The sequence below is a fragment of the Oligella ureolytica DSM 18253 genome (assembly GCF_000373745.1).
Classification (GTDB): domain Bacteria; phylum Pseudomonadota; class Gammaproteobacteria; order Burkholderiales; family Burkholderiaceae_B; genus Oligella; species Oligella ureolytica.
In genome coordinates this window covers 18916-33995 of the sequence record NZ_KB892289.1, presented here as the reverse complement: position 1 = coordinate 33995, position 15080 = coordinate 18916, and the positions used below count along the sequence as shown (strand labels likewise).

Genomic DNA, 15080 nt, shown 5'->3' with positions numbered 1-15080 from the left:
AACTACCACATCAAGCACAATACTAAGCGTGATTAGCCTGATCTTCCAAGGCTTTTAGCGTAGCGTCTAATGAGGCCGGATCGTTGATATTAAGCATCACCAATTCAGGTTCAATTCGCTTTACCAAACCGCTTAATACCTTACCGGGACCACATTCGACCACATGAGTCACGCCATCTTCTTTCATTTTGCGAATCGTTTCGACCCAACGCACCGGATGCCAAGCTTGACGAACTAAGGCATCAACAATGTCATCGGGCGCATCTGCCGTGTCAACATCGACGTTGTTAATCACCGGCATCGCAGGACGCTGCAACTCAATACCAGCCAATGCTTCTTCTAATACCTGAGCAGCAGGCTCCAATAAACGAGAATGGAAAGGTGCAGATACCGCTAACGGTAACGCACGTTTGGCTCCATGCTCTTTGGCCAACACACAGACACGGTCAATGGCTTCCTTGTGACCCGCCACAACGACTTGAGCCGGCGCATTGAAGTTAACCGCTTCAACAAAGCTATCCTCTGTACTGGCTGCTTGACACACCTCTAACACGGCCTCATCATCCAGCCCTAAAATTGCCGCCATACCGCCCTGCCCTACAGGCACAGCGGACTGCATAGCATCAGCACGCACTCGCACTAAACGCACTGCATCACTCAGCGTGATCGTACCGGCTGCGGCAAGCGCTGTATATTCGCCTAAGCTATGACCTGCAACCAATTCTGGTGACTTACCTCCGGCAGACAAATACGCTTGATACATGGCATAACTTGCCGCCAACATCACAGGCTGTGTGTTGGTCGTTAAATTTAAATCCTCTGCAGGCCCATCTGCAATTAGTGTAGTTAAATCCTGAGATAATGCTTGACTGGCTTCATCTATTACCGCTTTAACCGCATCATTATCAGCCCAGCTGTCAAGCATCCCAACACTCTGAGACCCTTGACCCGGAAAAACAAATGCTAACTTAGTCATATATAACCACCTAATTCATCTCTTAAACGCTAATACAGCGTAACTATCAACCCAGACAACACGTCGTAAGCAACTGATTACACTCGAACCAGCACTGAACCCCACGTGAAGCCGCCACCAACGCCCTGCAAAAGTACTAGTTGCCCATCTTTGATACGACCATCACGACACGCCTCGTCAAAGGCTAAAGGCACGCTCGCTGCGGACGTATTGGCATGCTTATCAACAGTGACGACAACGCGATCATCAGATAAACCGAGTTTACGACCTAAGGCATTGATAATACGTAAATTAGCCTGATGAGGGACAAACCAATCAATTTCCTCGTGACTAATACCGGCCTTTTCGCAAACATCTAAGGCCGAACGCTCTAACAGGCTTACTGCCTTTTTAAAGACAGCCTGACCGTCCATTCGCATAAACGGATCGCCAAGTACTGCCCCATGCGAAACGCGCGCAGGAACATGTAAAATCTTCTCGAATTCGCCATCGGCATTGAGCTGAGTGGCTAAAATCCCTGGCTTCTGAGACGCTTCTAAAATCACTGCGCCGGCACCATCGCCAAACAGTACGCAGGTACCGCGATCTTGCCAATCAAGAATGTGCGTAAAAGTCTCTGCCCCAATCACTAAAGCGCGCTTGGCATTGCCACCGCGAATTAAACTGTCAGCTACGGTCATGGCATAAACAAAGCCACTGCAGACTGCCTGCACATCAAACGCCATCGCATGATTTGTCATACCAAGTTTGGCCTGAACAATACACGCAGTGCTTGGGAAAATCATATCCGGGGTGGTGGTCGCGACAATGATTAAATCAATATCATTGGCTGATAAGGCTGCTGATTGTAAAGCCTTATGAGCTGCCTGCACGGCCAAATCACTGGTTTTTACACCCTCTTCGGCAATATAACGCTGACGAATCCCTGTACGCGACTGAATCCACTCGTCCGATGTCTCAACACCCTGCTTGGCTAATTTCTCAGCAAGCTCATGGTTAGATATCGCGGACTTAGGCAAAGCACTTCCGTGACCGACAATTTTGGCGTATTGATTCACTGCGGACTCCTGTATGATGTAACAACTCAGAACAAATTAGGGACGAGACGCTGTAGAATCTTGCTCTGCCCCGTCAGATGGTTCTGAGCTTTGTTGCTCAGCCTCAACCCCAATCTGTGATTTTAAAGCATTACTCTTTTCTACGCTATGGATAATTTTGCTCAGCAAATTGCTCTCTACCGCACCTCTTGCGCGCTCAACCGCACAGGCAAAGGCGAATACATCTGCTGAACCATGACTTTTAAAGACAACTCCCCGCAAACCCAGTAAGGCCGCGCCATTGTAGCGACGATTATCCAATCGCTGGCGTAACCTACCAAATACAGGGATAGACAACAAGGCAGCCAACTTGCTAAATAAACCGCGCTTAAACTCACCCTTAATTTGGCTGAAGATCATTTTTGCAGTACCTTCAATCGCCTTAAGCACCGCATTACCCACAAAACCATCACAGACAATTACATCCGTGGTGCCTTTGAAGATATCATCACCCTCGACGTTGCCGTAAAAGTTTAAATGACTAGTTTTTAATAATTGAGCGGCCTGCTTGACCTGATCGTTACCCTTAATATCTTCTTGACCGATATTTAAGATACCTACGGTTGGGCTTTCAATATGCTCAATCGCTTGGACCAGCGCGGAGCCCATGATGCCAAACTCGAGTAAATGCTCGGCACTACAATCAACATTAGCACCAAGATCGAGCACCGTCGTGCCACCACCTTTGACATTTGGTAAGGCTGTAGCTATTGCAGGACGATCAATGCCGGGAAGCATTTTAAGAATGAAGCGCGACAGAGCCATAAGAGCCCCTGTGTTGCCCGAAGAGACGCACGCATCAGCCTTGTTATTTTTGATACAGCTGATAGCAACGCGCATGGAAGAATCTTTTTTGCGGCGCAAAGCTACCTCAACCGGATCGTCCATGGTGACGACCTCAGTTGCTGAAACAATCTCAAATTGAGACCGGTTATTGGGCTTTGCCCGATCTAAAGCGGCCTCGATCTGATCGACCAAACCTACTAATAAAAAATGCGTATCAGGATAGCGGTTGGCTACATCTACCGTACCGGGAATGGTGACAGCAAGGCCATCATCGCCACCCATACAATCAATAGCAATTTTGATCACGACAATAAGAGATAATCTATCGCACTAAAATCGGTTTTGGTTTTTATGAAGATAAATAGTTTGATAAAACTAAAACAACCGATCTTAGATAATTAATTACTCGTTGTTTTTAGAATTGATTACCTGACGACCACGGTAAAAGCCGTTAGGGCTAATGTGGTGACGTAAGTGCAACTCACCTGTTGTTGCTTCAACAGCTACGCCAGGTTGAGTTAATGCATCGTGTGAACGACGCATATTACGTCTTGAAGGTGATTTTTTAGTTTGTTGAACAGCCATGATGACTCCAAATACAAATAATTATTTGCCCCACAAAAGGACAAAATATATAAAATTAAAACGGATAAAATATCCTAGCATTTTAACCTAGGACAATAAACGAGCAACACAATTAATGCTAGTCTTTCTTTAATTTTTCTAGAATAGCAAAAGGTGATTCTTCTGCAGGCATCGCATGCTCATCAAGTAAGCGCTGACCCACCTCACAATCCTCGTGACTAGGCAGAAACGGCAAAGCCAAAATCAGCTCATCCTCAACCACCTCAAGCACTTCCAAAAAGGGATTAGCCAGTACTTTTTCGTACTCGTCCAGCACCACCTCACCGGAATCACTCACCTCTTCAAACTGACTCTCTGTACGAACCACTTCCACCGTGGATTCAGCAGTCAGTGGATAGCGAAAAGGCTTCATACAACGCTGACACATAACCACAGGTTCAGCCTCAATATAAAAATGAAGCAAAAAGCGTCCCTGAGGATACATCTCGCTGGATAGCTGCTCTCCATCAATTTGCCAAAACACACGATTCAGCTCTTGAGAATCAGCTTCGCTTTCAGTTGCCAGCTTTTGGGTTGGTAAATCTGCACTAAACCGTCTAAAATGACTCAAATCAGCTTCACCAGTCAAAGGTTCTACATCACCTGACTCGACCGCCTGACGCTGCTGGGCAATAAAAGCATATACATCTAATTTGCGCATAACCCCTTTACCCCTAGCCTGCTTAAGCTTTAGATTTACTCGCTACCACGTAAAACCTAGAATAATAACCCCTTTTACCCATTAAGGTCAATGAAAATAATGACTTCTGCCCCTAACTGTCTTATTCTTGCTTCAACCTCTCGCTATCGACGCACCATGTTGGAGCGCTTAGCTATTCCATTTACTACCGAATCATCTGAAGTTGATGAGACCCCCCACCCCGGCGAACGACCTGCTGAAATGAGCCTTAGACTAGCAGCAGAAAAGGCCAAAGCGGTCGCGGATAAATTTCCCGGCTGCATCGTGGTCGGCGCGGATCAGGTTGCCACTCTCGGCCATGAACCTATCGGCAAAGCAGGTAGCTTTGAGGCCGCTTTCGAACAACTAAAACAACTCTCAGGTCAAGTTGTTCAATTTCACAGCGCCCTCGCCGTAACCGATGGCAATGAAACGCTTATTAACGACGTCGTGACCGCCTGCCATTTCCGTGAGCTTAGTGATGATGAAATTAAGCACTACCTAACCTTTGATCAACCTTTTGATACTGCCGGTAGCGCCAAAGCTGAGTCTCTCGGCATCAGCCTCATGGAATCCATGCGCAGCGACGATCCCACGGCCATCATTGGCCTACCCCTCATCGAACTCTGTCGCATGCTGCGCCACTTTGGACTTAATCCAACACTAACGGCGAGCACCACAAATATTATCAGCTAACTCTCTTAGGAAAGAAGTAAAAAAAATGAAAAACAAAACCCTGCATCTTATCCCCGTGGGACTAAGCGAAAGTCCGGCATCAGAATGGCTCCCACACGATGTACGCCAACTGGCATCGCGACTCGATTACTACATTGCTGAAAACGCCAAAACCGCGCGCGCCTTTTTAAAACTGATTGAAACTCAGCACACGTTACAGGACATCACTATCCACAGTTTAAGCAATAAGACCCCGGCCCAAGAAATTCAGACCTGGCTTAACGCCATTCCTGAGGGCGGTGAGGTTGGGCTGGTTTCTGAAGCCGGCTGTCCGGCTGTGGCAGACCCGGGCGCCAATGTTGTCGCTGAAGCCCACAAGATGGGTATCAACGTCGTGCCGTGGGTCGGTCCGAGCTCAATTCTCTTAGGCCTGATGGCTAGCGGCCTTAATGGCCAACAATTTGCTTTTAATGGCTATGCGCCCGTCAAAAACGACGAACGATCAAAGCAACTGAAATCATGGGAGCAGCAATCACGCCGATTGAATCAAACACAGCTTTTTATTGAAACTCCCTATCGCAATGAAGCTATGTTTAAGAGCCTACTGCAACATCTCAACGACAACACACGACTCTGTGTCGCACGCGATATTACGGGCAAAAATGAGTGGATCAAAACAGCGACTGTGGCGCAATGGAAAAAGCAGCCCACTCCCTCTCTGGACAAGCAGGCTACCTTATTTTTATTTTTAGCCTAAGTCGCTAATGTCGACAGCACCGACAAACAAGCACTTAAGCAATGATGAAGTGTAAAAAGTAAGAGCATTGAGGGCATATCAACGCCCTGCTCTTACTTCTCATCCTTATTTTTATCTTCACCTTTGTTGTTATCTTTGTTTTTAGAGTCTAGAAAATCATAAAACTGTGCTTTTTTACTTTGCACGTTATAGTAATGATAGACTCGCGCAAGTAGCAACACGCAAATCAAACAAAAAAGGATCTGATCGCCGATGGTGACCTTAAAACTCTTAAGCATATAATAGAGCCATAAAATCGACACCACATAAATCGCCGAATGAATACGGCGCCACCAAACACCTAAACTATGCATAGATTGATGTGTGGCGGTTAGCGCCATCGGCACCATCAACAGCAACGCCAACAAAGCAGCCCAAAGGGCGGGATTAACACCAAAAGCGAACCAAATCGCGGTGCCGTTAAATTCATACAAGAAAAAAATAGCTACCCAATGAGCAAAGGCATACCCAAAAGCAGCCAAACCAAAAGGCCGCCTGATAATACCAAGATTAGGCTGCGCCAACATACGCGCCAAAGGCGTAATTGCCAATGTTAATGTCAACATAAACAAACAGCCTGCCGCTAAGTAATGGACCAATATCTCCATACTAAAAACATGCCCTTCACCGCGAGCCGAAAAGCTCAACCAAAGGGCAACCAGACCGGGCGCCAAGCATAAAATATAAATATGGCTTAAGATGCTCCGTATATCACTTTCAGGCCATTTTTTCTTGTTTGACATCACTTACTCCGCTCGTTTTTTGGAATACATCGCCAGTAAATGACCAAGCTCGGTGACATTATGCGCAATGTAACTAGGCTCGGCCTTGCTAATCTCCTGCAAGGTGTGCGCACCGTAAGAAACAGCGATACTGTCACAGCCGGCATTTTGTGCCATTTGAATATCATGAGACGTATCGCCAATCATGACGCATTCAGCCGGGGTCACCATCAACTCATCAAAAATCTCTTCCAACATCAACGGATGGGGCTTGCTCCTAGTCTGATCGGCGGTCTTGGTCACATCAAACAAATCCCCAATGCCGTGATTTTCCAGCGCTTGATTTAACCCAAAGCGACTTTTGCCGGTCGCAACCGCTGTGTGCAAGCCCTGCTCACGAAGCCTTTTAATCAATGGCAATACCCCATCAAACAGCTTTAAGTCAGGGTCGGCGGTAAAGTAGTACTTGCGATAAGCCGCGATAAAATCATTCATGCGCTGCTCAGTCAACCCTGGCACCACTTCCATCAACGCCTGCGGCAAGGACAAGCCAATAACCCAACTGGCCTTTCGGTCACTGGGCTCCTCTAGCCCCAACTCACGGCTGGCCTTCTTAATAGAATCAACGATCACATACGTTGAATCAACAACAGTTCCATCCCAATCAAAAATAACGGTTGTGTATTTCATTTACAAGTTCTCTTTATCACTTTATATCAATTTACTAGAGTTCATCGGCCTCAATACGCTTTAAAAGCAACTGACAGTCCTCGGGTAACTCTGCCTCGACACTCAACCACTCCCCGGTTATTGGGTGTGGAAAACGCAAACGATAGGCATGAAGGAACATACGCTTAAAGCCCTGGCGACGCAAACGCTCGCGCAACGCATCATCACCATACTTATCGTCACCCACAATGGAATGACCGATTGAGTGTAAATGCACGCGAATTTGATGTGTGCGACCCGTGATAATCTCGGCATCAACTAGAGTATAAGCCCTAAACCGCTGCAAACACGTGACAATGGTATGAGCATAACGGCCCTGAGGATCGACACGCACTCGTCGCTCACCCTCAGCAGTTAAGTAACGCAATAATGGCTTTTTAATATGCTGGACCTTTGATTCTACCTTGCCTGTGACCAATGCCTGATAATGCTTTTTTGCTCGGTCCTGTCTGAACATGTCATGCAGAGCGACTAAGGCAGTACGCTTTTTAGCAACAATTAACAATCCGGAGGTCTCTCTATCAAGGCGATGGGCCAATTCAAGAAACTTTTGCTGAGGGCGCGCTGAACGAAGCTGCTCAATCACGCCGAAAGACACACCACTCCCCCCATGGACAGCGACGCCTGAGGGCTTATTAATCACCAAAATAGCCTCGTCCTCATAAACCACCGGAAACTCTGCCTTAGGTGCCGGTAATTTAACCTCGGCTTGAGCCACCCGCATCGGTGGCACACGCACCAGATCACCCAACGCCAAGCGATAATCAACGCTTACACGACCACGATTCACACGCACTTGACCGGAGCGGACCGCACGATAAAGATGACTTTTAGGCACGCCTTTGCATTGGCGAATCAAAAAATTATCTAAGCGCTGCCCTGCACTACCTGAATCAATTTCCAACATGCGTACTGAAAAACTGATGGTATCTGATGAACTTTGTTTGCACATATTGTCAAGACTAACTATAATTCTATTTACCCGCAGAAAAAGAGAGCGGCGCGACTGTAGAGAGGCCTATTGCCTATCCGCTTGCGATATTTTCAAGCATCTAAGCTTTCACTCTACCTTAACACGCTATTGTAACTCATGCTTTTTGAATTAATTAGATTGTTATGAGTTATTTTGGACTGAATCTAGGGCAAGTAAAATAGGTCATTGCACCATTTCCCCTAGTTGTTACGGTTGAGCTTCAGAGCATTTAGACTGAGTCCCGCTTTCTTTTTGAGTTGTCCGTGGTCATCATCGTTGCAAGCATTAAGCTGTTTTGATGCGGCAGTATTTAACCTCCTGCCCACAGCCTAATTGCCTATACAGATGATAGTTGTTGATTGTTAAGTGAAAGTACAGAATTTCTTTTTATAGACCGATTTGGGCTATAAATATTTTAAATAAGCCGACTTAGATTGTATGTTTGTATAAGTCGGTTTAGCGTTTTAATAAAAACTAAGCTTTTTGTTTGTTTATTTTATTGTAAATACCCTAGGTAGCTTGATGAGAGTCATTCGAGTTTGGCACACATCTAAGTATTAATGACCATTCTAACCGCTAGGCGCACATACACAATATGGGGCGTTCGGGCGGCTAGAACTCGTCGCTTTGCGTTGAAACAATAAAAACAAAAGCACTCAAAATTTTTAGCTGTTATTTATTCACAGCATCATCAAGTCCGCAACAACTCTGTCCGGGTGGTTCAGCAATCATATATATTGCTGTGGCATTTTTTCGGAGAGTTTAGAACATGAAACGCATGTTATTTAATGCAACGCACCAAGAAGAACTACGCGTTGCGATTGTCGATGGGCAAAAGCTGATCGACATTGATATTGAAACCGCAGGCCGCGAGCAGCGCAAAGGCAATATCTACAAGGGTGTCATCACCCGCATCGAGCCCAGCCTAGAGGCTTGTTTTATTAACTATGGTCACGAGCGCCATGGTTTTTTACCGTTTAAGGAAGTGGCTCGCAGCTATTTCAAAGAGGGCGTCGATCTTCGCACTGCCCGTATTCAAGATGCACTTCAAGAAGGCCAAGAGCTGATAGTTCAGGTCGAAAAAGAAGAGCGTGGCAACAAGGGGGCCGCCCTAACTACCTTTGTTTCTTTAGCCGGTCGCTATTTAGTCTTAATGCCCAACAACCCACGCGGTGGCGGCATCTCACGCCGCATCGAGGGCGAGGACCGTCAAGAGCTCAAAGAAGCCATGGAGCAATTGGACCTGCCACAGGGCATGAGCATGATTGCTCGCACCGCCGGCATCGGACGCTCTACTGAGGAATTGGATTGGGACCTCAAGTACCTACTCCAACTCTGGACGGCGATTGATAATGCCGCTCAACAACACCCTGCTCCGGTCCTCATTTATCAGGAGTCCAGCTTAGTTATTCGTGCGATTCGTGATTACTTCTCACCTGCCATTTCTGAAATCCTGATTGATACGGACGAAATCACTGCTCAGGCGACTGCCTTTATGCAAGACGTGATGCCCGACAATGTGAATCTGGTTAAGCGTTACCGCGATGCCGTTCCCCTATTTTCGCGCTTCCAAATTGAGCACCAAATCGAAACCGCTTATGCACGTAATGTGTCATTACCTTCCGGCGGCTCAATTGTTGTAGACCACACCGAAGCATTGGTCGCCATTGACGTCAACTCAGCACGCTCAACGCGTGGCGGTGATATTGAAGAAACTGCACTACGTACCAACTTGGAAGCAGCAGAAGAGGTAGCACGTCAATTACGTCTACGTGACTTGGGCGGTCTGATTGTTATCGACTTTATCGATATGGACGACAGCAAAAACCAGCGACAAGTCGAACAAAAACTACGCGAAGCCTTACATTTTGACCGTGCTCGCGTACAAATGGGCAAGATCTCCCGCTTTGGTCTTATGGAGTTATCGCGTCAGCGCTTGCGTCCGTCACTCAACGAGGGCTCACACATCACTTGCCCACGTTGTAATGGTACCGGTGTGATTCGTGATGTCGAATCAAGTGCGCTAAATATTCTCCGTCTGATCCAAGAAGAGGCGATGAAAGAAAATACCGCTGCCCTACACGCGCAAGTTCCGGTAGATGTCGCGACCTTCTTATTAAACGAAAAGCGTCAAGACATTCTAAAAATTGAAAATCGTCTCAATGTCCGCATCGTGCTGATTCCTAATAAGGCCTTAGAAACTCCTCATCATCATATTGAGCGCCTACGCCACGATGATAGTCGTTTAGATGATCCTAAATCCAGCGTTGAATTGATGCCGGTTCCTGATTCCGTTATCCAATGGCGTGAGCAAAAAGCCAAATTTGAAGAGCAAGAGAAAAAGCAAGTAGCGATTGTTAAAGGCATCTCTCATGGCGAGCCTGTTCCACCAAAGCCGGTAACCACCGCTAAGGCTGCAGTTAATTCAGCCGGCACGGCTGCTGCAGAAGTAGCTGAGCGCGTCATACCTAAAGGCTTTTTACATCGCATTAAGTCTTTCTTTGTACGCCCAAACGGCGAGTACGACAAAAAGGTTGAAGAAAAACCGACTCAACACAGAAGAACTCCTACTGCCAATAAGTCAGCAGCGCGCACTGCCGACTCGTCACAACGCCAATCACGTCAACGCAACCAACGACGTAATGCGAAGCGCACGTCTCAGCCGCAAGACGAGGAGGCAAGCACTCAACAGCAAAATCAGCGCCGTCAACAACGTGCTAAAAAGCTAGATCAAAGCAATGAGCAAAAGGCAGACCAACAGGGTCAGACGGCTAATAACAGACGCAATGCCAATACGCGCAATCAGCAAAACCAAGAAGGCAATAAGCAACAGAGCAGACGCTCTCGTCGTCAACCTGCCCGACAGGACGATCGCAATCAGGCACAACAGCAGGACCAGAAGCAAGACGCCCAAAGCCAAGCTCAGTCGCCACAAAATCAAAGCCAACAAGATCGTGCTCAACAGCAGGCAACACAACACGACAAAGGTCAGCAACGCCGTCAGCAGCGCGAGTCTCGTGAGCAACGCCAGCAGCAACAGCGTGATAGCAAACAGCAGCGTGACGACTTAGAAGTACAACAGCCGCAAGCGACAACTCAAGCAGTTGAGACGCCTCAGGTTCAAGAGCAGACTGAAGCAAATAACAATGCGCGCTCTGCTACTCCTAAGCCTGCCGTTGAAAGCAAGACGGCTGAAGTCAGCCAACGCGCTAAAAACCATGCCGTAGCAGAAGCTCAGAGTGATTCACAAGAGGAATCAACTCACTCGGACTCTCGTCGTCGTCAAAATCGCAATAGCAATCGTAACCGCCGTCCGCAAAAAGACAATGCAGCAAGCGCTACGACAACCTTGCCTTTTGTTCCCAACGAAGTCATGCTCAAGACACCTAACCATGACTACGAGGAAGTATCTGAGCAAATCGCTAAAGGTGAAATCGATCTCGACACCATCACTCAGCACGACCAGTCAGCTCCTGTGACTGAGGTTGAAGCGCCATTAGCTGTTGCGAGTGAGCCGGTTGTCGAGTCTACGGCTACACCAATGCCCGAAAGTGCCGCGCCTGTTAAATCAATCGAGGTAAAGCCTACATCGACCACCGAATCTGTAGAGACTACCGAGGCTGTGCCAAGCCAAGTGATCGAATCCAATCCACTACCTGCTGAGCAAAGCACAGTCGAAACAACTGCCAAGGTCGAGGCACCTGCGCCAACTCGAGACGTCGTTGAAACAAAAGCCGATACTGAAGAAGCTGCGCCCGTGGCTATGGCTGCGACAGAAGAAGTAGCAAGCGACAAGCGCGAGACAACAGCAAAGCAACCTGCTGAAAATCTTGAAAAAGTGATTGCCGATGCCGGTTTACACATGATTGAAACCAAAGCAACTGCAAACACTGATGCTTCTGCAACTGCGCCAGTTAAACTGGGGCGCCCTCGCAAAGCAGCCAAAGTACTTGAGACAAGTGAGTTAATTCAGGTTGAAACCGTCGATTAACACCCACTGTTCTTCTTCACTTCAATAACCGATGCCTACTTTTAGGCATCGGTTTTTTTTATTGTCGCTAAGCTAATTTCCTTAGTCTGAGCAAAAGTATATCTTAAGAAATATCAAACGAAGCACCTAATGATTGTCATCTTTTTGTCTTGACTTTGTTTAATTATGTTATATTTTTTGAGCTCCGATCATTTTGGTCGGCATTTTTTTAATTAAACAAATAAAAAATCGGATCTGTTTATGAGGACATATCCGTCAGACTAGGAATTAAGAGATGAGTAATACGTTTGAGTCTTTATCACGCATCAAACATAAGGAGTATCATCAGCTAGTGATGTCGGCTGAGGAGGCTGTCACCAAAATCCCTTCCGGCGTCAATATTGGTATGAGTGGTTTCACCGGCTCCGGTTACCCTAAAGCTATCCCCCTGGCATTAGCAGACCGTATCAATGAAGAGCATGCTAAGGGCAACCCGTTTAAAGTCAGTGTCTGGACCGGCGCATCTACTGCCCCTGAATTAGACGGTGCATTAGCAAAGGTTGATGGCCTTGAGATGCGTCTACCCTACCAATCCGACCCGGTATGTCGTGAGAAAATCAATACCGGCCAAATGCACTACATGGACACTCACCTGTCACACGTGGCACAGCACGCTTGGTTTGGTTTCTATGGCAAGTTAAATATTGCTGTTATTGAGGTCGTAGGAATCAATGAAGACGGCACGCTCATTCCAGCATGCTCAGTTGGTAATAACAAGACATGGATCGACCAAGCAGACCATGTCATCTTAGAGGTCAACTACGCACTTAGCGAAAAGCTGGATGGTATGCATGACATTTACTACGGTACTGCATTACCCCCGCATCGCAAACCGGTTCCTATTACTGATGTATCTGATCGTATTGGTCAAAAGTATCTCAGCTGCCCGGCAGAAAAAGTCATTGCAATTGTCGAAACAAATGCCATGGACCGCGACAACAACTTTACCGAACCTGATGAATCATCGAAGAAAATTGCTGAGCACATACTGAATTTCCTCGAAAAAGAAGTAAATAAAGGTGTTTTGCCGGAAAGCCTGCTGCCTATCCAGTCCGGTGTAGGTAATATTGCCAATGCTGTTATGGCCGGCCTAAACGAGGGTAAGTTTGAAAACTTGACCTCTTACACGGAAGTCATTCAGGACGGCATGCTCAGCATGATTAAATCCGGCAAGTTAGTCAATGTGTCCGCTACGTCACTCTCACTAAGCCGTCAGGGTTTTAGTGAGCTATTTGATAATATTGATTTTTATCGAGAGCGTATTATTTTACGTACTCAAGAAATCAGTAATCACCCTGAAGTGGTCCGTCGTATTGGTGTGATAGCCATTAACGGCATGGTAGAAGCTGATATTTACGGTAATGTCAACTCCACCCACGTCATGGGCAGCAATATTATTAACGGTATTGGCGGCTCAGGCGACTTTGCTCGTAATGGCTATATGTGCTTCTTCGTACGACCATCCATTGCCAAAGGTGGTGATATTTCAGGTATCGTGCCGATGGTTTCACACGTCGACCATACTGAGCATGACTCTCAGATTATTGTTACTGAGCAGGGTCTTGCTGATTTGCGCGGTTTATCGCCACGTCAGCGTGCAGAGTGCATCATTGAGAACTGTGCGCACCCTGATTACCGCGATGAATTACGCTCCTACTTCGAGCGTGCGTGCAAGGAAAACTCCGGCCACACACCTCATCTATTAAATGAGGCGCTCAGCTGGCACGCTCGCTTCCAAGAAAGTGGCAGCATGAAAATTGCAAAAGAAGATGTCGCTAAAGGTGCATAATCCGCATTTTGATTAGCTAATATAAAACAGGTCGTTTATATTTATTTTATAAGCGACCTGTTTTTAGCTCACGCGCCAAGTGATTAACTGTTTTTTTCTAAAAAATACGTTACTATCACAAGCTGGCTAAGAATGCCATTTATTCAATAAACTCGTTCACCATCGGGGTTCAAAGTATTTCATTACATCTTTAGAGAGGACTTATGATTAAAAAATCCGTACTACTAATAGCTGCTGCCTTTGCTTTATCTGCTTGCTCTGATGATAGCAACAACACCACGTCCACAGCGACTGAAAATGAAGCGTCCCAAACGGCTGACAATAAGATTGAAAGCCGCTTTGTAACTATCGCCACAGGTGGCGCTTCAGGTCCTTATAACATCATTGCTACTTCATTAGCTGATGAATACAGCAAGGTATATGGTGTTAACTCAAAAACACAAACCACCGGCGCTTCCGTTGAAAATATTAACTTACTCAATCAAGATAAAGTTGAAATGGCTTTCGTCATGAGCGATGTGTTAACTGACGCAATCAATGGTGAAAACAGCTTCCCTAACAAAATCGAAAAAGTACAACAAATTGCTGCGCTTTATCCAAACTACGTTCAAGTAGTCACCTCTCAGCGTTCCGGTATTAAAACGCTAGACGATTTACGCGGCAAACGTGTAGCTGTTGGTGATCAAAACTCAGGCGTTGAAGTAAATGCTCGCAACCTTATTAACGGTTTCGGCATGACTTATGATGATTTGAGTGTAGACTACCTAGGTTACGCTGAGGCAACAGACGCTCTTAAATCCGGTCGTATCGATGCAGCCTTCCTAACCAGCGGCCTACCTAATGCGTCGCTTATGGAGCTTCAGCAAAGTTTTGACCTACAGATCGTTGAAATCCCAGCTGATCGTATCGCCGAGATTGCTCAGGATAAACCGTTCTTTGTCTCCCTAACTATCCCGCAAGGGACTTACGGTAATGCAGAAGACGTTCCTACTGCAGCGATTCAAAATGCCTTAGTCGTTCATAAAGACATGACTGAGGATGATGTTTACAAGCTAACTAAGACGTTCTTTGAGAGCTTACCTCGTCTTGAGTCTGCACACCAAGCGGCTAGTGGCATTAACTTAGAATTCGCAAAATCAGGTGCTGTTGCACCTCTTCACCCTGGTGCTCAAAAGTACTATGATGAAGTTACCGCTGAGTAATC

Annotated in this window: 13 protein-coding genes; 5 read left to right on the top strand and 8 right to left on the bottom strand. The window is 46.6% G+C overall.

Going from position 1 to position 15080, the window contains the following annotated elements:
• Window positions 1–22: 22 nt before the first annotated feature.
• From fabD to B092_RS0103870, 5 genes are all read right to left on the bottom strand, one after another.
• The gene (fabD, locus tag B092_RS0103890) at window positions 23–976 is read right to left on the bottom strand and encodes an ACP S-malonyltransferase (RefSeq protein ID WP_018573935.1); all 954 of its coding nucleotides are present in this window, start codon (window positions 974–976) and stop codon (window positions 23–25) included.
• 77 nt (window positions 977–1053) lie between these two features.
• Entirely contained in the window at window positions 1054–2034 is a 981-nt protein-coding gene (locus B092_RS0103885) for a beta-ketoacyl-ACP synthase III (RefSeq protein ID WP_018573934.1), read from the bottom strand.
• A 36-nt stretch (window positions 2035–2070) separates the two neighbouring features.
• Window positions 2071–3165, bottom strand: coding sequence for a phosphate acyltransferase PlsX (gene plsX, locus B092_RS0103880; RefSeq protein ID WP_018573933.1), 1095 nt, complete (start codon window positions 3163–3165; stop codon window positions 2071–2073).
• 96 nt (window positions 3166–3261) lie between these two features.
• Entirely contained in the window at window positions 3262–3444 is a 183-nt protein-coding gene (gene rpmF, locus B092_RS0103875) for a 50S ribosomal protein L32 (RefSeq protein WP_018573932.1), read from the bottom strand.
• Between the two features lie 118 nt (window positions 3445–3562).
• Window positions 3563–4144, bottom strand: a complete 582-nt coding sequence (locus B092_RS0103870) for a YceD family protein (protein WP_018573931.1) — start codon at window positions 4142–4144, stop codon at window positions 3563–3565.
• Between the two features lie 99 nt (window positions 4145–4243).
• Between B092_RS0103870 and B092_RS0103865 the strand changes: the two genes are divergently transcribed.
• Entirely contained in the window at window positions 4244–4858 is a 615-nt protein-coding gene (locus tag B092_RS0103865; protein WP_018573930.1) for a Maf family nucleotide pyrophosphatase, read from the top strand.
• A gap of 25 nt (window positions 4859–4883) precedes the next feature.
• Window positions 4884–5594, top strand: a complete 711-nt coding sequence (locus B092_RS0103860; protein ID WP_018573929.1) for an SAM-dependent methyltransferase — start codon at window positions 4884–4886, stop codon at window positions 5592–5594.
• 92 nt (window positions 5595–5686) lie between these two features.
• Here the strand turns inward: B092_RS0103860 and B092_RS0103855 are convergent, their stop codons facing one another.
• The 3 genes from B092_RS0103855 to B092_RS0103845 are packed head-to-tail and all read right to left on the bottom strand — an operon-like array spanning window position 5687 to window position 8036.
• Window positions 5687–6376 carry a protein-methionine-sulfoxide reductase heme-binding subunit MsrQ gene (locus B092_RS0103855; RefSeq protein WP_018573928.1) on the bottom strand — a complete coding sequence of 230 codons (690 nt, stop codon included), beginning with the start codon at window positions 6374–6376 and terminating at the stop codon, window positions 5687–5689.
• A gap of 3 nt (window positions 6377–6379) precedes the next feature.
• Window positions 6380–7045 carry an HAD-IA family hydrolase gene (locus B092_RS0103850; protein ID WP_018573927.1) on the bottom strand — a complete coding sequence of 222 codons (666 nt, stop codon included), beginning with the start codon at window positions 7043–7045 and terminating at the stop codon, window positions 6380–6382.
• A gap of 34 nt (window positions 7046–7079) precedes the next feature.
• The gene (locus B092_RS0103845) at window positions 7080–8036 is read right to left on the bottom strand and encodes an RluA family pseudouridine synthase (protein WP_018573926.1); all 957 of its coding nucleotides are present in this window, start codon (window positions 8034–8036) and stop codon (window positions 7080–7082) included.
• Between the two features lie 790 nt (window positions 8037–8826).
• On the opposite strand from B092_RS0103845, the gene B092_RS0103840 reads away from it, so the two are divergent.
• The 3 genes from B092_RS0103840 to B092_RS0103830 all read left to right on the top strand — a co-directional run bounded on the left by B092_RS0103840 (window position 8827) and on the right by B092_RS0103830 (window position 15078).
• Window positions 8827–12048, top strand: a complete 3222-nt coding sequence (locus B092_RS0103840; RefSeq protein WP_018573925.1) for an Rne/Rng family ribonuclease — start codon at window positions 8827–8829, stop codon at window positions 12046–12048.
• 274 nt (window positions 12049–12322) lie between these two features.
• Window positions 12323–13876 carry a succinyl-CoA:acetate CoA-transferase ScpC gene (locus tag B092_RS0103835; protein ID WP_018573924.1) on the top strand — a complete coding sequence of 518 codons (1554 nt, stop codon included), beginning with the start codon at window positions 12323–12325 and terminating at the stop codon, window positions 13874–13876.
• Between the two features lie 203 nt (window positions 13877–14079).
• On the top strand, window positions 14080–15078 hold the full coding sequence (locus B092_RS0103830; RefSeq protein WP_018573923.1) for a TAXI family TRAP transporter solute-binding subunit: 999 nt from the start codon (window positions 14080–14082) through the stop codon (window positions 15076–15078).
• The last annotated feature ends 2 nt before the right edge of the window (window positions 15079–15080 follow it).